This is a genomic window from Vibrio sp. Vb1574 (genome assembly GCF_033338675.1).
Genome location: NZ_JAWOTC010000001.1, coordinates 66,287 through 83,751, shown reverse-complemented (window position 1 = coordinate 83,751; position 17,465 = coordinate 66,287). Strand labels below are relative to the sequence as shown.

Sequence of the window (17,465 nt, the reverse complement as noted above, 5' to 3'; positions counted from 1 at the left end):
CAATTGCGTTTGTCAAAAGCTTTCAATAGCGGTAACCGTTATTAAGTTGCTTGTTGCTGTGAACTTTACGTTCAAGTCGAACAAATTTACCGCATATTCTTTGTCGTCCGGCTTGTTTTTCTTATATGCAGGGCGAGGATCTTGTGCCAGAACTTGTTCAATGACTGATCTTACATAGTCAGTATCGGATCGATTTTCTATCGTTGCTAATGCTTGAGCAGAAAAGGTGACTTGTGACTTTTCTGGCTCTTGGTCTGCGTATCCGCCTTGTGCTTCCGAAATAGAATCCGAATAGGGGATATAAGGCTTAATATCCACAATCGGTGTCCCATCCACGAGATCTACACTGCCTAAATCAAGATAGATTTGATCGCCTTGCTTAGTGACTCCTTTCACTTCAACGGCTGACATTCCGATTCCGTTTGGACGGAAAGTCGAGCGCGAGGCAAAGACACCAATTCGTTCATTGCCGCCTAATCGTGGCGGACGTACAGTTGGTTTCCAACCAGCTTCCAGATTCTGATCAAATAGAAACAACAACCAAACGTGAGAGAACTGTTCTAGCCCACGCACTGCTTCAGGGCTATTTGCTGCACCTAACAGTTTTACGCGTGCTTTAGCCTCTGGTACTAAGCGTGGTTGGCGCGGAACTGCAAACTTTTCTTTGTACGGTGTCTCAATGACGCCGATGGGGTCGATGGAATACATGGTGGACATCTTTAAGAATTCATTGAGATGAAAAGTATCACAAATTTCTCTTGCTTTTCTTGTTGATAATGATTATTAATTAAAATGTTATAACATAACAATTTAATTGAAAGGAAAAGTATTATGAAACCAGGAATCCACCCTGAATATCGTCCTGTGGTGTTCCACGACACGAGTGTAGATAAGTACTTTGTCGTTGGTTCTAAGTTGAAAACGGAGAGAACCATCGAATGGAAAGATGGCAAAACTTACCCTTACTTTACGTTAGATGTGTCGTCAGCTTCTCACCCGTACTACACCGGTAAACAGCGCGTTGTACAAACCGAAGGTCGCATTGCGAACTTCAACCGTCGTTTTGGTCAATTTAAGAGCGAAAAGGAATAAATCATGAAGGTAGTAAAATCATTAAAAAGTGCAAAAAGTCGTCATCCGGATTGCCAGATTGTAAAACGGAGAGGGCGTCTTTATGTTATTTGTAAAACGAACCCGAGATTCAAAGCTGTGCAAAAGTAATCAGCCTGCATATATCTAGCTTATGGTTTTGTTTAATTGATAATGTTGAGTTAATTATCTTACATGGATGAAATATCTACATTTTTATTCAATGTTGGTTATAAATGCCTCTGTTCGTCACAGTTTGTAACATTTAGGGCTTTTATTTGACCTTCTACTCAAGTACCCTTCGCACGCTTTTTGACATTTTTGTCACATTTGCATAGGAATAAAAACAAGGAGGGAACAGATGAGTTCATCTGATTCAATTAAACAAAACTCGCCTAAGAAGCCGCTGTTTACGCGCTTTTTGGATACTGTCGAATATTTGGGGAACTTATTACCCCACCCGATCACACTATTTGCCATTTTCTGTTTAGCCATTCTGGTGATGTCGGGTATTGCAGGATACTTCGAAGTTTCCGTAGTTGATCCTCGTCCTGAGGGTGCAAAAGGTCGTGCCGCGGATGGCATGATTCATGTCGTTAGCTTGCTTAACGCTGATGGCCTTGAACTAATCGTTACCAATCTAGTGAAAAACTTTGTCGGCTTTGCACCTTTGGGTACGGTATTGGTTGCGATGTTGGGTGTTGCTATTGCTGAATACTCAGGCTTGCTATCTGCAGCAATGCGTGGCTTAGTCATGGGTGCATCTCAACGCATGGTAACAGTGACGGTCGTTTTCGCGGGTATCATTTCAAATACGGCATCAGAGCTTGGCTATGTGGTACTTATTCCACTGGCTGCAATGCTGTTCCATTCTTTAGGTCGTCACCCACTTGCCGGTCTTGCTGCGGCGTTCGCTGGTGTATCTGGTGGTTACTCAGCAAACCTACTTATTGGTACGGTTGACCCGCTGTTGTCAGGCATTACTGAAACGGCGGCGCAAATGATCGACCCAACTTACACTGTTGGTCCAGAAGTTAACTGGTACTTCATGTTTGTGTCGACATTCTTCATTGCAATCACAGGTGCGTTTGTTACTGAAAAAATTGTTGAGCCAAAGCTTGGCAAATACAGTGAAGAAGAAGCCTCAGAAGATTTGTCGAACGACAAAATGGGTGGCTTAACAGACATTGAGAAGAAAGGCCTAAAACTAGCAGGTGTTGCTGTACTGGTTGTTTCAGCGCTGCTTGCTTGGACGGTTGTTCCAGAAGACGGCATCCTACGTTCTGATGCAGGTACAATTGCAGGTTCACCATTCCTGAAAAGTATCGTGGCATTCATCTTTGTGTTCTTTGCTATTCCAGGCTTTGTGTTTGGTAAAGTTGTGGGCACGATGAAGACGGATCGCGATGTAATTGATGCAATGGCGAAATCTATGTCTTCTATGGGCATGTACATTGTATTAGTTTTCTTTGCGGCTCAGTTCGTTGCTTTCTTTAAATGGACTAACTTCGGTCAGGTATTCGCGGTTGCTGGCGCTAGCTTCCTGCAAGAAATTGGCTTAACTGGCCCAATGTTGTTCTTTGCCTTCATCCTGATGTGTGGCTTTATCAACCTAATGATTGGTTCGGCATCGGCACAGTGGGCAGTAACGGCTCCGATTTTTGTTCCTATGTTGATGCTTGTTGGTTATGCACCGGAAACGATTCAGGCTGCTTACCGAATTGGTGACTCGACGACAAACATCATTACTCCAATGATGAGCTACTTTGGTTTGATTCTTGCCGTAGCGACTCGTTACATGAAGAACTTAGGTATCGGTACGCTGATCGCGACCATGCTACCTTACTCAATCTGCTTCATTGTAGGTTGGAGTGTGCTGTTCTACCTATGGGTATTCGTATTTGGTTTACCAGTAGGCCCTGGCGCAGCAACATACTACACACCGTAGAAAACGGTTACCTCACACAGCTCCATCATAAAAAGCCTGCGAACGTCGCAGGCTTTTTTATCGATTGAGACTGTGTACGCAGGCTTACCTGATTATAGATGTCGGTTTATAGCTGAAAACGCATCAACAAAGGGCGATAAAAGTGCTGAGTGAGCCAGCACAAGCTTTTCCAAATTATGCGTTTGTACCAAGGTAAGTGCGCAATATAAACATAGCTAAATTCAATTTCTGGCCGGGCTTTTCTGTTGCGTTTAAAAGCCGGAGCGCCTGAGCTCATATTAAAGCGACGCTGGTATATCATTGCATGGCGGATGGTATAGGCCGATATTCGACGATACAATGCGAGGCGTTGTGGCTTATTGGTATCGTAGCCAAAAATTGGGCAAGTCATATCATTATCAATTTCTACAATGCCTAACGTAGCCAGCATCTCTTCTTGATAAAACAGTCCCACTAAATGTACTAATTTGTTCTGGCTCACCTGTTTTAAATATTGGGTTGAAAACTGGATGTTATTGAGGCTGTATTTATCAAGGTAAAGCATGTCATATAACTCTTTGGCACGCTGAAACTCTTCATCAGTGGTCAGTAGCCTAAACTGCCAATCTTTATCATTAAGCAGTTTGAAGTCTTTCGTTAAATCTCGGTTGAAGCTGAACGCTTGCCAATCATCAAGTAAATACACTTGTCGTGTTACCAAGCTTTGCCATTTTGGCTGCTTCAATCGCTGAATTAAGTGTGAATGCTGACGCTGGTTGAGGGAGCGAAGCACCAAGGGAAAGGTGGGGTATTGATCGAGTGCGACGCGACGCAGTTCATCGAGATTTAAGGCTGCCCATTGTTCGCTATACATATTGGTGGACAAGCACTGATTGTTGAGCGTTTGGACTTGATCCAATCCAGCCAATGATAAGATTGGTTTAGTCATATTAATAAGTAACTTACATACCCATCGAACAGCCATATTTTTGACTTTGTGAAGCTCTTCTTCGGCGTAGCCACTAAGCAGTGTCATAGGGGAGACTGCATAACAGTTGTTTGGTATTTTTGGTGTTACGGAGTAAGGAATGGCAACATCATCGATATAGTAGCAACCAAAGCTTGCTGTGCATTCATCAATAGGATTTGACTGCATAAGAGTGATAAAGGTTTGATGCCATTCTTGAGAGGAAAGTGTCATGAGTTCAATGCCTCTCCATTCCACTCAATATCAACGGTAGAAGCGTCGCTCCACTTCGTCTTGTTCTGCCTAGCTAACCGGAGTAATTCAAACACACTCTGGATTTGGCTCCCTACCGGCAAGTTATGCTGTTGCATTACATTCACTCCAGACCACCAATCTTGCCAAGTTCGAGCCTTAAATAGGGATAATCCACCTTCCGCGATGAGTGTTATTGGACCTAAATGATGCAATCGCTGCTTGGAAGGACTGGTAAACTCCATATTAGGAAGCAGTTGGTTGCATCGAGACGAGAGTAGGTGCAAACCACTGGTGGCTCTTGGGTTACATTCAATCACGTAGAGTTCATCTTGTGATTTGATGAAGTCAAACGACACTTGCCCATGATAAGTATGACGTTTACCAAAAGCTGCGATAAATGTATCTAGTCGTTTGCATGAGATCGGCTGAAAAGCACTGGCGGCCGAGCCGTTTACACAGTATTTCGGCACATAAGCTTGGTGTGCCTTAAGGTCACCATGTTCAAAAATGGCATAGTTACACACCGGAGTCCCATGGATTTTTTGTTGCTGAACCCAAGGGTAAAGGGGCGATATCGTGGCGGCAGAAATAGACTGAGTCGTCACATCTCTTATGACTTGCCCGCCAAACCGAGAGTAAACGGGCTTTAGAACGGTTCTCTTATTAATTTCAATCTCACTTTTATCAGCGACCAAACGAGTTTTGGGAAGTGTAATTTCTGGCAAATCTTGAAGCTGTTCAAAGACGGTCAACTTGTTGTGCAGGGCATTGAGTAGTCCTACATTGGGCAGAAAAAAATCTACTTCTGGGCATTGTTTGGCAACATGAGCCAAGTAATACACTTCTTCACAAGTGGGTATCACCATATCAATACGCATCTGAGTAATGATTTTTAGGATCTGCTGTTGATAGGTGGGAAACGCAAATCGAGGCGAAGCGGTGGGTATATAAGACTCAATGCCTCGCAAAAACGATCCTAGAGGTTTTTTTAGCGAATCGGTGAGAATTACGTCATGTCCATGATGCATACACATAGTTGCCCACTCTAGTGCAACTGGTGCTCGGGCTCCGGTGATTAAGACCCGCATATGTTCACCACACGTCGTTGTTTATTCATTGGCGTCCAAATAGGCGCAGGGCGGTAACTAAATCTGACAGGATCAAGCCGCAATTGGTCAAACAACTTTATCAAGGCTTGATGTATAACCCGATGGTGGTGAACATCCGCTTCAATTTGAATGGCTTGTGACCCTGTTTGGGTGATTCGGTAATCCACGCGACTTTGGGCGGATAGTGTTATAGCGCGGTAGATGAGATCTGGTAACACCGTCACTGGGACCTGGTTTGCGTTTAGCGTGAGGCGATCACCACATCGTCCGGCAATCGCGCCAAGAGGTTCAAATACGCCATTATCCTGTTTATTCTCAATAATATCGTCGAGCTGATAACGAATAATTGGCTGAGTTTTACGACGAAAATCGGTAATGATTGGGCTGTAATGAGTACGTTCGGTATTCAGCCAATGTTTTTCGATGTAAACAACATCTTGATTCCAGCGCATTTGTCCATGCTGATCCGTACATGCAAGAAAACCTTCGGTACATTGATAGACTTCATGGAGTTCGCTGTCGAACCGTTGAGAAATAAAGTGACGGTCACTCTCAGTTAGGACTTCTGCACCAGAAATGATCCGCTGTGGTTGAATTTCGGGTTGACCAAATTGACCGCTGAACTGGGCACAGAGCTGAAGAGCTTGCGCACTACCAACCAAAAGCGTGGGTTGGAACTCATCTAGCTCTTTTATCCATTCTTGGTAAGGTTTGGTTAAATCGGCATAAGAGAATGTAACAGGCCCTTTCGCGACGGATTTATACAGTGGGCTGTTGGCCCGCAAGGCTAGTGTAATTCGGTGCTTTTGCCATAGGTTGGGCAAAAGGCGAGCCAATATATTGCCGGCCCACAGTTGTGTTTCCTGCTTGTCAGCAAGAAACAGCCCGCGCATGCCTGATGTGCCCGAAGAAAGCCCAACAGTAACATCGCCAACTTTCGAAGCGGCAAAGTTGCGTGACTGCTCTGCTTTGAGTGCCTGCTGCATTAACTGTTCAGCATCTAAGCCCTTCGTATTCAACTCTGAAAGGTTCTCCATCATGGTTTGCTTATTCATGATAGGGAAATCACTGAGTGGTGCACCTTGAAGTGAGCGGTAATACGGTGAATGGCGGCATACCCAATCCAAGTGTTGCGTTAAGTGTTGTTGCTGCCATGTTTCGACTTGTTCCCTTGAGCCGAAGGGGCGGTAGCGGGTTCGCCAGAATTCTGAGATAAGCGTTCTCACTTCATCCATCCTTCTTTGATTAGCTGCTGGATAGTTTCCTGACAATGTGAAGGCACGAAGCGAACAAAGTGGTGGGTTTGTTGGTAGCAACTTCTCAACTCGGAGAGGGTGTTTTTATAGGCTTTTGTATCATCGCAAAGCATGTTCGCCAGCCAATGTTGATCGATATTTTCACTCAAGCTCTCGATTAACCAGCATGCATCGGCGAGTAAGAACAGCCAACCTTGGTCTCTTTTAACCAGCAAGCCCACTTGGCCAGCTGCATGGCCTGGCAAGCTAACCATATAAATAAATCCATCGTCGAACATGTCTTTACAGAGCAAATTAACACCTTGGCACTGAGGAAGAATTTGGCTGATTGATACAGAAAAGTCACTATGAATGAATAAGTTAGATTCAAGTTGTGGAGGAAGTAGAGCTTTTAGGTATCCTTTTCTTACGCCTCCAATTCGACCACTTTTAGTAATTGCATCCACCCCTTTTTGTTGGCAATGCAATTGAGAGTGGGAAAACTCAGACACGGCAGCAATGTGATCAGCATGGAAGTGGGAAAGTACTAAGTGTTCAATATCATGAGGTTTGAGACTTTCTTTTGCTAACTGCGCAACAATTCCGTGTTCTTTTTTATAGCGACAAGGTGTTGTCCAAGCATAAAAACGTTCAGGGAAGGGGCGAGTCGCGCTAAAAAAATGCTCGTGATATCCCGTGTCAAACAGGATGTTGCCTTGTGTTGGGTGCTGAATTAACGCAACGGCTGCCGGAAATGCTCTAGGCTTGATACCAGAACCTGGTTTGACAACAAAGCCTGGGTGTACGCAGTGTCCAGCCTCAAAGATTTTTATTTTTAGACCAGTTTGCATACTGCTGTATTCCTTCTTGAATTGAAAAAAGCGGTTGGTAATTCAGTGTTTGTTTCGCCTTGCTGATATCCAGAGTTTGATGATAGTTAAACAATCCTGCGCTGTATGAGGTGAGCCTTGGTTCTGGCTGATGTGGTAAGTGCCTTCGTATTTGCTCACTGAGCTTTAATAATGGTGATACAACGCCGTATGGTAATGATTGTAACGTTACTTTTAGGTTTAACCCCTCACATAAAGCTTGCAGAACAGTCTCAATTGGCATTGGTTCGTTGTTGGAAATGTTGAACACATCACCATGCTGAAGTTGGCCTGCCTGAGTGCAAGCGAGCATCGCTGCATGGGCAACGTTGTCTACATAGGTCAGATCAACCACAGGATTTCTACCCGATGGCAGAAGCAGAGTGTTGTTTTTTATCGCCTTAAGCACTCTTGGGATAATCGCGCGATCATTGGGTCCAAAAATGCCACGCGGTCTTAAAATGATCGCTTTGCTTTGGCCTTTTACGGCTTCAATTTCCGATAGGTATTTTGTGTGTGCGTAATCATTACACCAGTATGAAGCTATGGCGTCGGTTTCTCGAATATTCCAACGGTCTTGATGGTCAAAGTAGACGCTGGTGGAGGAAATATGGATAAAACGCGAGATTTGATAGGTATTAGCCGCATTGACGAGGTTTTTGGTGGCATCTACATTGGCTTGATAAAACGCCTGCCACTTTCCCCATGGGCTTGAGAGAGCGGCACAATGGATGATTGCATCCATACCTTGGCATACCGCATGAACTGCTGAGTGGTCTCTTAAATCGACTATATGTGGGATAATATCGAATTGCTCGGCGAGTTGTTTAGCGATGACTGTATTTCGTGCTGTAAAGTGCAGTTCATGCTGCTGGTGAAACATTCTCAGAATTGCGCTACCCAACATCCCGCTGCCACCAGTGACCAATATCTTCATAGTTTTAGCACTCCCATCCCTAGTGACAACCCTGCGGCGGTACCAGCTAATAACACATGTTTTCCTGCGGCTTCTGGCTGATTACGCAGCCAGTGTAAGTTAATTGGGAGTGAGGCGGCGACTTGGTTTCCCAAAGTCGAAAAGTGATTAACGGTTTTCTCTGTTGGTAGCCCGGTGAGTGAAGGCAGTTTTTTTAATCCATGCGCGCTGGCTTGATGAGGAAGAAAATAATCAATATCGCCGAGTGTTACCGGAGAGGCGTCAAACCCTTTTTTTAGAAACGCTGGTAAGGCTTTACGCACATGTTTAAAGAGTGCTTTGCCCTCCATCTCAAACTGGCAACTTTTTAAATAGGCTTGATGCTCGGAGGTATGCGGATTGATATGACTACCTCCGCCCTTAATTTGACAAAATGAATACCCGGTATGATGCGTTTCAAAGTGACTGGTGAGCAATCCATCATCGTTGTGTTCTTCGAGCAAAAATGCGGCGGCACCGTCCGCGAATAAGGTTGCAACTTCTGGTTTGAGCGTAAAATTTCGATTCAGTGTGATGCCAGTGGCGAGTTCGCTGGTGACAATAAGAATCCGACGGTACCGTTTTGCTAAGAATAGACTCTGAGCAAGATCAAGCGCAGAGAGAAAGGATAAACAGGTGCTGTTCAAATCAAAGCTTTCTAGCCATGTTGGAGCGTCTAACGCGGCGAGAACCGCTGAAGCGTCGTAGGGTAGAGACTGGTGGTGTGTACCGCTAGCGTAGATAAGGAGATCAACGGAGCTTAAGGTATGTGTGTTTCCTAAACACTGCTCTATTGCCTGCACCGCCATGTAAATAGCGGTCTCTTTTGTATTGGCTACATGACGATATTCAACGTCGAATTTATTTCGGCAGGTCCCTGGCGCTAATTTTAGGAAGTGATCCATCTCTCGATCAGACCATTGATTCGTTGGCAGGTAGCTTCCACTGGAAACGATGTTAAAGCCCATTATTCTCTATACACTTATTAAAAACGTCGTTCAAAATAAACCACGTTGCATATTGAAGCTATGGTGAGCGAGATGAAAAATAAACAGAACAAAACAAATGGGAGTAAGAGCACGCTTTGGGTGCAATGCTGAGAATGAATTTTCAGGAATGAGCCAGGCTTTTATTTGCTGGCTCAATATGAATAGAGTGAGGGTTACTTCTTAAATTTCGCCAAAATACGATCCAAATGGTTTGCAAATTCGCGTCGATCGGTTTGAGAAAGCGCGGCGGGCCCACCTGTCTGAATTCCGCTTGAACGCATGGTTTCCATAAAGTCGCGGATATTTAGGCGAGCTTTGATGGTGTCTTTTGTATAGAGCTCGCCACGAGAACTGAGGGCTTGAGCGCCTTTAGAGATAACCTCATCTGCAAGCGGAATATCTGACGTGATCACCAAATCGTTGGCTTCTACACGCTTGACGATTTCGTTGTCTGCGATGTCAAATCCCGCAGGGACTTGTAGCGAGTGGATGTTGTCTCTTTTCGGCACAGGGACAACGTGGTTAGCGACAAACGTACATTCAATCCCCGTACGCTCGGCGGCACGCACAATGGTTTCGCGAATAACTTTCGGACACGCGTCTGCATCTACCCATAACTTCATGATGATTTCTCACTGAGTTTCGCTTCTAACTCTTCAATACGAATGGCTAGCATTTTTACGGTGTGTTCTAGGGCTTCAAGACGATCATTATCGGTGTGGTGTTGTGCTGCGATTTCAACCTTGGGTACGCGTTGAGCACTCTTCCAACTTTTTATTGCGGTGATTAACGCTGGCATTGGAACTGGCGTTTTCAATCGTGCTTTCACTAACGCTACGGTTGGCTCTTTTCCTTGTTGTTGCAACTGTTCCATTGCCGCTTCTAATTCTTTAGTAACGTCTTGAGTTAACATTTTTAATCCTTAACAACGATATATCTATCATCATACGTTGAGTGCGCTAATTTGGCGAATGGCATTTTGGAGAGTGTAGTGTGAGAGATCTCTTACATAGGTTGTGAGAGAAAACGATTTCGTAAGCGGAAAAAGAGAAGCTGAAGAGCTTAAGTTTCTGATAAATAATGATTTAACAACTTGTTAACCAATGTGAGAGCCAAATATTTATCTTAGATAGATTGTCTATTTTTGGAAAAGGCGTAAATTGAGAGTTGTCAGCAGGAAGCAGACATGGAACAGGAAAGCACCAAGGATTTGGTTATCGTCAGGAAGACGATTTGGTTGGTCAGGATGATTAATCAAGCATGGAGCGTAGGACATTGTAAGGATACGATCATCAATAGGATGTTGATGACTAAGGATAGACAATGGACCCCTCTAGGATTGAGGTTATGGACAGCATCAGGAAGATGCAAGGGACACCGCTCAAGGAACAAGTGACGTGTGCTAACGAGGAATGTTAGCAGTCAGGATGATAAGGACACCGCTAGGACGGCGACGTAAGGAATAAGCTGACGGAATCAGCCACTATTATGGATGATGCATGGAGCACTTTTAGTAGCCGGACTGCTGCGAGTAAGACCATGACCCCGATACTTATGTGTCGGGGTCTTTCTTATATAAAAACGATATCCAGTGTTCTCATTGAATTAAGCATCTCGATGTTATTTGGGGATATCAATATCACAAAATATATAAATTCCTAATAACACTTAATAAAAAACAACTCAGATCAATATCCTTTCCAACCAGTTGGTTTAACTTTCGGCTTCTCTACAAGGTGTTATGCCCGCAATCATTGAGCATGTTCAGCTCATCGAGTTTGTGATCTGCGGATAGATTAAGTTTGTTGTAATCAAGGAACAGATGTGGCCATAGTAACCAGAAGAATGCTTCTTCTACCCTACAATGAGTCGTTGCAACTAGAATTCGTCATGCTGAATTGCTGTGCGAAAAACCGTGCTGAATTGAATGGTCCGTATACAGTTGCGTCTGCCAAACAGATGTTTGAGAAAATACTGGATGATGAGAACATTTATAGTATGGCAGTGCTAGAGAGCACCAGTCGTGACTATATGGGGCACGTGTTCATTGCTAATCTCGATTCCGAACCTGAATTAGGTTTTATTTTTGATAAATCATATTGGGGTAAAGGGTTAGCAACAGAAGCACTAAAAGCATTTTTCCCCAAAGCGTGCCGTGAGTTGGGCTTGAATAAGGTGAAAGCTAACGTGAATAGCAATCATCAAGCTTCTATGGCGGTACTGAAAAAGCTGGGATTTGTTGAAACAAAAGAAAGTAAGGATATATATGGTCCTTACTTTGAAATGGAATTTACAAGCGATGCGGTGGTAGGTGAAAGTTCTGCGGCCTGAAACCGACCATGGTTAACTCTCCTTGGTAGCAATCGTCACCAAGAGATGAAAACTCAAATTGATACACCGTATGCCAACGCCAGACTCCGTCTGGCGTTTTTAGTTTATGGGCACCAAAGGCGATGCTGATTAATTGGAGATCCAATTGCTCACATTTACGCGTGATGGCCGCTTTTGCGAGTTCGGCTTGGCGACGCTGTTGCCAAAACAGGTAACAGAAAAAGCAGAGCCCTAAAATTGCTAAAAGATCACCAATCATTCCTGAACCTTTCTTAGCTTTTTGTTGTTTGTTGTAAGCTTACTAGCGCATTTGCTAGTTCCTCTGATGGGTTTGAATGCAGTAAAGGCAATAACACCATTCTTAACTCTGGCAGCATCACTAAATCGGCAAATAACTGATTAAATAGGGCTTGATTACCGGTTTGAGCTAAACGCAGCAAAAACTGTTCTGCTACCTTTTCATTGGCGAGTAAGTGCCAAGCGCGACCCGCCACACCAATCAATACCTCCTGATGGCTTAAACGAGGGCTATGCAATATCGCATCTAATACTGGAGAGGCGACTTCTGGTGGTGCACCAGCAAGGGCTCGGATAAGTGCTGAAAGTAGGAAGAGATCAGGTTCGCTACTTGCGATTTCTTGCTGTGCCTTTTCCGCGATACGTTCTGCTAAACGCTCTTGAAGCTCTACGTGCTCAAGCGCACCTAATAGGGCATAAAGTGGCTCATTTGGTAGGTGGTTCAACGCTTTGCGTATCATTACCCCGTTTTGCTCTTTGTCCAGGCGAGCGGCTATGTCTGTGATACCTTGCAGACCTACAGTTTGCCAATTATCCCAGCCTAAACCTCCAGAGAAGTAATGCTGGGTATGCTCGTAATATTGGCTGGTAGGAAGATTGAGGTTTGCGCGGACCTGGCTATGAAACACGGCCATTTTATCTTCGGAAGGTTTGAAAGTGTATGGGTTGTTAGACAGCTTTTGCTGTTGCTCTTCAGTGATATCATCATTGAGGCGTGTTCCCATAGCCTCCACTACGTATTTAATGAAATTGCCGATATCCGCTTGCTTTAACAAACCGCGCTCGTCCAATTCAAACTTTAGAAACCAAATCCAAGGTTGCTTTTGTTCATTCCAGTACGCGATGGCAAGGTGTGCTTTACGTTGCATTGGAAATGGGTAAGGTGCTTGACCTTTTTCTACATCGATAAACTCTTTCTTAGCGATGGTTTTGATACGGCGACCAAGATCGAAGATTTGATAATCACAGTGGCTGTTGTTCAACAGTTGAGTGAGGGTTTGAATGTTTTCCATTAAATACGACGTCCTAACGTTCTTTTCACAAGAAATGGTATCATTCTCGGCTAATTCAAGGTTCGAGATAGAATTAATGGTAACAAATACTCAATTGGTCGACTTACTTCACCAACTTGAAGCGCAGCTTAGAGAGCATAAATTGTGGCAATACACTATGCCTTCAGAGCAAGCCTTACAAAGTACGGAGCCATTTGCGATTGATACATTGCACCCTCATGAGTGGTTGCAGTGGATCTTTATAGCCAGAATGCACGCACTAGTGAAAAATAACCAACCACTGCCAAGAGGGTTTTCTCTCGAGCCCTATTTTTCGGAAGCGTGGAAGCAGGAACCGCAGTTCGCCGAGCTGCTCGTTACAATCCGAACCATTGACGAACTGTGTAAGTAAACGAATGCTAGAACAAGAACTAACGCGATCTTCAGAACCAGTTGAGCTGGAGATCGTTTATCAGGATGAATATTTTGTATCGGTCAACAAGCCTGCAGGCATGTTAGTGCATCGCAGTTGGTTAGATAAACACGAAACTCAGTTTGTCATGCAAACTTTGCGTGACCAAATTGGTCAGCATGTGTTCCCATTGCATCGTCTGGATCGCCCAACATCTGGTGTGCTCGTGTTTGCGTTGTCGAGTGAAGTCGCATCACAAGTCATGCCGATGTTTGCTGAACATAAAATGGAAAAGACATACCACGCAATAGTACGCGGTTGGATTGAGGAAGAGGGCGTTTTGGATTACGCGCTCAAAGTCGAGTTAGACAAGATTGCGGATAAGTTCGCTTCACAAGAAAAAGAGGCGCAAGAAGCGGTGACGGAATATAAGCCGTTGGCTAAAGTGGAGGTTCCCTATTCGACGGGTAAATTTCCTACAACGCGTTATTGCTTAGTTGAGATGAAACCTAAAACGGGGCGTAAGCACCAACTTCGTCGTCATATGGCACATCTACGCCATCCGATCGTGGGTGATACAACGCACGGGGATGGAAAGCACAACAAGCTGTATCGCACAGAGTTTGAATCTCATCGTCTGCTACTGCATGCTTCAGAGTTACGGTTCGTCCATCCATTTACCGATCAAGAGATTGTCATGACGGCCAATCTTGATGAAACTTGGCAGCAATTGTTCACTCGATTTGAGTGGGATGAATCGATGATTAACAGATAATCGGTGCAGTTAGATCTAGATAATGATTGGGTACAAATAAAAAGGGTTAGTATCAATGCTAACCCTTTTTTAAAATTTAAGACTTAACGTTTACTTTAGTTTTTCAAGATCCGCTTCGATCTCTGCGATCTTACTCGAAACGACTTTTTCTAAATGACGAAGGTCTGAAAGAATTTTCTCTTTTACATCAACCTCAGGTTGTTTCGTTGGCTTAGTGATTTTATTCAGTTCATCAATGACTAATGTGAGGTTACGGTTGATTTCCGTTACTTCTTTATATTTGTGACTGCCACTATCAACAAGAACATTTTTGATTTGGCGTGGGTATTTGAATTTAACGCTTTTAGCGAATAGTTCGCCTTTTTGCTTGTGGAAATAGATCTTGAGTACGTCTTTGTGTGCTTCTTGGCGTAGGGAATAACGTTCAATCTGCTTAGGGTCGTGAATACCCAAACCAGTGAGGTGGGGATACATAGGCTACCTCTATTACATCGAATTGATATTGATATAACTGTAGCAGCCTATGTATGAGCTAGATAGCTGATATTTAGCCAAAATGCTTAACTTGTGGGCAAGATCGCTCTCGCCCTGAACCGAAAAGATTGGCAGGTTTGATCTAAGCTGCGACCTCATCAGATAACTTTTCGATCAATCTCTCTCTTAGCTCATCTTGCTGTTCTTCACTTAATCTTCCCCCTGCATCACTGGTTAAAATAAACAAGTCTTCTGCTCGCTCACCAATGGTGGTGATTTTGGCACCGTGAAGGTTGATATTTAAATCAGCAAACGTACGGCCTACTTTGGCCAACAGCCCTGGTGTGTCTAGCGCGACAAACTCCATTAAAGTGTGTTTTTTACCTTTGGTTGGTAAGAAGTCGACTTTGGTTTTCACGTTAAAGTGCTGAAGTTTGTTCGGAGTACGGCGCGTTTTAATCTTGGTTGGTCGGCCTGCCTCCAGTACATGAGTGAGGTGTTTAATCACCGCGGCGTGACGAGACTCATCGATCGCTTCGCCATGTTGATCGAGTACCATAAAGGTATCAATCACGTGCCCATCTTTGCTGGTCATGATTTGCGCGTCGTGTACATTAAAATTACGCCTATCTAACTCCGCCACGACTGTCGCAAATAAAGCAGGCTGGTCTTTCGTATATACAAACACCTCAGTGCCGCCACGAGTGGCTTTTTTACTGATCAACACCAAAGGCTTAGTCGGATCTTCCATGCGAAGTAAGTGTTCGCAGTGCCACGCGATTTGCGTATGGGTATGACGAAGGAAGTAGTCAGCTTTGAAGCGTTGCCACAATACTTCAATTTCGCGCGCGGCAAACCCCTCTTTGCGCAGCATTGCGGAGGCCATTTGTTGATTGTGGCGAATTCGCTCACGCACATCGACAGGGTTCTCTAGGCCTCTACGTAAAGCACGTTGTGTGGAGTAATACAGCTCCGCAAGTAAAGTTCGTTTCCAAGCATTCCAAAGTTCTGGGTTGGTTGCACAAATATCTGCAACTGTCAGGCATACAAGATAATCGAGAGATTCTTCGTCTCTGACTTTTTTGGCAAACTCGGTAATGACATCAGGATCATAAATATCTCGGCGCTGTGCGGTGACAGACATTAATAGATGATGTCTTACCAACCAAGCGACAAGTTTCGCTTCGGGCTTCGATAAACCATGCTCAATGCAGAAGTCGTACGCTTCTCCTTCACCGATAATCGAGTGATCGCCGCCACGACCTTTCCCGATATCGTGGAAAATAGCGGCAATAATCAGCAGCTCTTTCTTTTGCATCCGAGGGTAGACGTCACAGCAAATAGGGTGCTTCGCATGATTTTCTGGGTCACTAAAAGTGTTGATGTGTTTAAGTAAGCGAATACTGTGTTCATCAACGGTGTAGGCATGGAATAAGTCAAACTGCATTTGACCAACAATCTGACTCCATTGCGGTAAATAGGCCGCCATAACCCCTAATCGGTGCATGAGGCTGAATGCTTTGTGAAGAGCATTAGGGTGACGACATAACGCCATGAACTTTTCACGCGCAGCAGGAATGGTGTGCAAAAACTTGTTGAGCCGACGCCGAGCGGTGCGCAGTTGACGCAGCGTTGGTGGGCTCACCCCTTCAATAGTTGAGTCGTTAGCAATATGTAAGAACATATCCAGAATAGTTTCTGGGCGAGCTTGGAACAATGCGGGTTTCCGCGCTTCAATTAAAGAACCGCGACGTTGAAAGTCCGTATCGAGAATCTCGGCACTTTCTGTCGCCCCACCATTAATGATCGCTTGGTCAAAGAGTTTGAGTAGCATTTTATTGAGCTCTGCCACACGACGAAGCGTGCGGTAGAACTCTTTCATCATCATTTCTACGCCTCGGTTGCCTTCTCCGACGTAGCCTAGATTTTCCGCAACTTGTGCTTGATGAGCAAAGGTCAAGCGGTTGTCATAGCGGCGAAGCTCCATGTGCAGAGCGAAACGTACTCGCCAAAGGAAGTCCTGACATTCAACCAATTCTCGGTATTCTGCGTCAGTTAAAAATCCGTATCGGCTCATTTCCAACAATGAAGTAGCACCAAAGTGACGTCGAGCGACCCAGCTTAATGTATGAATATCGCGCAGCCCGCCAGGGGTTGATTTAATGTCCGGTTCTAAGTTGTAGGTCGTGTCGTGGTAACGTGCATGGCGTTCGCGCTGCTCTTGAATTTTAGCGCGGTAAAACGTCTCACTTGGCCAGAAGGAGTCTGATAACACGACTTTCTTCAGTGCCTGAAAGGTGTCCTCGCTTCCACACAGCAGTCGCGCTTCTTGCAGGTTTGTCGCGACCGTTAGATCGGCTTTACCAATTTCAGCACATTCAGTAACGGTGCGAACAGCGTGTCCGACCTCGAGTTTTAAATCCCACAACAGCGTAATGAATTCGCTGATTTTTGCTTCTAACGCGGTTGGCAGTTTATTGTTCGACAGAATCAAAATATCGATATCGGAGAGCGGATGCAGCTCGCCTCGTCCGTAGCCACCAACGGCAACTAGGGAAATGTTGTAAATATCCTTGAAACCAAAATGTTGCCACAAACGATTGAGAAGCAGATCCATATATTCAGCTCTGGCTAAAACCAAGCTTGTTACCGGATGATGATTGAGAAACTCTTGGTTTTGATTAGAGCTAAACTTCTCTAATTCTTGTTTGAGTTCACCGATATTGATTTGTTCATCGGAAAAGGTAAGAGGGGACTGAAGTGTCATATTTGCCATCCGTGCAAGCTAA

General features: G+C 44.5%; 19 protein-coding genes. 6 read left to right on the top strand and 13 right to left on the bottom strand.

The window, feature by feature from the left end; genetic code table 11:
• Window positions 1-12 precede the first annotated feature (12 nt).
• Complete coding sequence (gene tsaA, locus R7O12_RS00380) at window positions 13-708, bottom strand: tRNA (N6-threonylcarbamoyladenosine(37)-N6)-methyltransferase TrmO (RefSeq protein WP_213962841.1); 696 nt, start codon at window positions 706-708, stop codon at window positions 13-15.
• A gap of 123 nt (window positions 709-831) precedes the next feature.
• Between tsaA and R7O12_RS00375 the strand changes: the two genes are divergently transcribed.
• From R7O12_RS00375 to R7O12_RS00365, 3 genes are all read left to right on the top strand, one after another.
• On the top strand, window positions 832-1,092 hold the full coding sequence (locus R7O12_RS00375; protein ID WP_318125534.1) for a type B 50S ribosomal protein L31: 261 nt from the start codon (window positions 832-834) through the stop codon (window positions 1,090-1,092).
• A 3-nt stretch (window positions 1,093-1,095) separates the two neighbouring features.
• Window positions 1,096-1,221 carry a type B 50S ribosomal protein L36 gene (gene ykgO / locus R7O12_RS00370; protein WP_005380299.1) on the top strand — a complete coding sequence of 42 codons (126 nt, stop codon included), beginning with the start codon at window positions 1,096-1,098 and terminating at the stop codon, window positions 1,219-1,221.
• A gap of 229 nt (window positions 1,222-1,450) precedes the next feature.
• Entirely contained in the window at window positions 1,451-3,037 is a 1,587-nt protein-coding gene (locus tag R7O12_RS00365) for an AbgT family transporter (protein ID WP_005380301.1), read from the top strand.
• A gap of 106 nt (window positions 3,038-3,143) precedes the next feature.
• On the opposite strand, the gene R7O12_RS00360 is transcribed toward R7O12_RS00365, so the two are convergent.
• From R7O12_RS00360 to R7O12_RS00325, 8 genes are all read right to left on the bottom strand, one after another.
• Window positions 3,144-4,217 (bottom strand): hypothetical protein, encoded by a 1,074-nt coding sequence (locus tag R7O12_RS00360; RefSeq protein ID WP_318125533.1) that lies wholly within the window; start codon window positions 4,215-4,217, stop codon window positions 3,144-3,146.
• The gene (locus R7O12_RS00355) at window positions 4,214-5,326 is read right to left on the bottom strand and encodes an ATP-grasp domain-containing protein (RefSeq protein ID WP_318105082.1); all 1,113 of its coding nucleotides are present in this window, start codon (window positions 5,324-5,326) and stop codon (window positions 4,214-4,216) included. The genes R7O12_RS00360 and R7O12_RS00355 overlap by 4 nt, the downstream gene beginning before the upstream one ends.
• Window positions 5,314-6,582: a F390 synthetase-related protein gene (locus tag R7O12_RS00350; protein WP_318105080.1), complete on the bottom strand. Its 1,269-nt coding sequence runs from the start codon at window positions 6,580-6,582 to the stop codon at window positions 5,314-5,316. The genes R7O12_RS00355 and R7O12_RS00350 overlap by 13 nt, the downstream gene beginning before the upstream one ends.
• Entirely contained in the window at window positions 6,570-7,433 is an 864-nt protein-coding gene (locus tag R7O12_RS00345; RefSeq protein ID WP_017820759.1) for an MBL fold metallo-hydrolase, read from the bottom strand. Before R7O12_RS00345 ends, R7O12_RS00350 begins: the two co-directional genes overlap by 13 nt.
• The gene (locus R7O12_RS00340) at window positions 7,402-8,388 is read right to left on the bottom strand and encodes an NAD(P)-dependent oxidoreductase (protein ID WP_318105078.1); all 987 of its coding nucleotides are present in this window, start codon (window positions 8,386-8,388) and stop codon (window positions 7,402-7,404) included. The genes R7O12_RS00345 and R7O12_RS00340 overlap by 32 nt, the downstream gene beginning before the upstream one ends.
• On the bottom strand, window positions 8,385-9,374 hold the full coding sequence (locus R7O12_RS00335) for a ketoacyl-ACP synthase III (protein ID WP_172840021.1): 990 nt from the start codon (window positions 9,372-9,374) through the stop codon (window positions 8,385-8,387). The genes R7O12_RS00340 and R7O12_RS00335 overlap by 4 nt, the downstream gene beginning before the upstream one ends.
• Window positions 9,375-9,568: 194 nt before the next feature.
• Entirely contained in the window at window positions 9,569-10,018 is a 450-nt protein-coding gene (locus tag R7O12_RS00330; RefSeq protein ID WP_005380310.1) for a YaiI/YqxD family protein, read from the bottom strand.
• The gene (locus tag R7O12_RS00325; protein WP_033905520.1) at window positions 10,015-10,308 is read right to left on the bottom strand and encodes a hypothetical protein; all 294 of its coding nucleotides are present in this window, start codon (window positions 10,306-10,308) and stop codon (window positions 10,015-10,017) included. Before R7O12_RS00325 ends, R7O12_RS00330 begins: the two co-directional genes overlap by 4 nt.
• Before the next feature lie 932 nt (window positions 10,309-11,240).
• Between R7O12_RS00325 and R7O12_RS00320 the strand changes: the two genes are divergently transcribed.
• Window positions 11,241-11,726, top strand: a complete 486-nt coding sequence (locus R7O12_RS00320) for a GNAT family N-acetyltransferase (protein ID WP_005380314.1) — start codon at window positions 11,241-11,243, stop codon at window positions 11,724-11,726.
• On the opposite strand, the gene R7O12_RS00315 is transcribed toward R7O12_RS00320, so the two are convergent.
• Window positions 11,686-11,985: a DUF3301 domain-containing protein gene (locus R7O12_RS00315; protein ID WP_005380315.1), complete on the bottom strand. Its 300-nt coding sequence runs from the start codon at window positions 11,983-11,985 to the stop codon at window positions 11,686-11,688. The two genes, R7O12_RS00320 and R7O12_RS00315, sit on opposite strands and share 41 nt — an antisense overlap.
• Before the next feature lie 13 nt (window positions 11,986-11,998).
• Window positions 11,999-13,036 (bottom strand): DUF3549 family protein, encoded by a 1,038-nt coding sequence (locus R7O12_RS00310; protein WP_285399731.1) that lies wholly within the window; start codon window positions 13,034-13,036, stop codon window positions 11,999-12,001.
• Window positions 13,037-13,112: 76 nt separating this feature from the next.
• On the opposite strand from R7O12_RS00310, the gene R7O12_RS00305 reads away from it, so the two are divergent.
• Window positions 13,113-13,427 (top strand): YqcC family protein, encoded by a 315-nt coding sequence (locus tag R7O12_RS00305; RefSeq protein WP_086047155.1) that lies wholly within the window; start codon window positions 13,113-13,115, stop codon window positions 13,425-13,427.
• Between the two features lie 4 nt (window positions 13,428-13,431).
• Window positions 13,432-14,202 carry a tRNA pseudouridine(65) synthase TruC gene (gene truC, locus R7O12_RS00300; protein WP_086046979.1) on the top strand — a complete coding sequence of 257 codons (771 nt, stop codon included), beginning with the start codon at window positions 13,432-13,434 and terminating at the stop codon, window positions 14,200-14,202.
• Window positions 14,203-14,292: 90 nt separating this feature from the next.
• On the opposite strand, the gene R7O12_RS00295 is transcribed toward truC, so the two are convergent.
• Both R7O12_RS00295 and glnD read right to left on the bottom strand, forming a co-directional pair.
• Entirely contained in the window at window positions 14,293-14,676 is a 384-nt protein-coding gene (locus R7O12_RS00295) for a DUF3461 family protein (RefSeq protein ID WP_005380322.1), read from the bottom strand.
• 142 nt (window positions 14,677-14,818) lie between these two features.
• Entirely contained in the window at window positions 14,819-17,443 is a 2,625-nt protein-coding gene (glnD, locus tag R7O12_RS00290; RefSeq protein WP_017636037.1) for a bifunctional uridylyltransferase/uridylyl-removing protein GlnD, read from the bottom strand.
• Window positions 17,444-17,465: the final 22 nt, after the last annotated feature.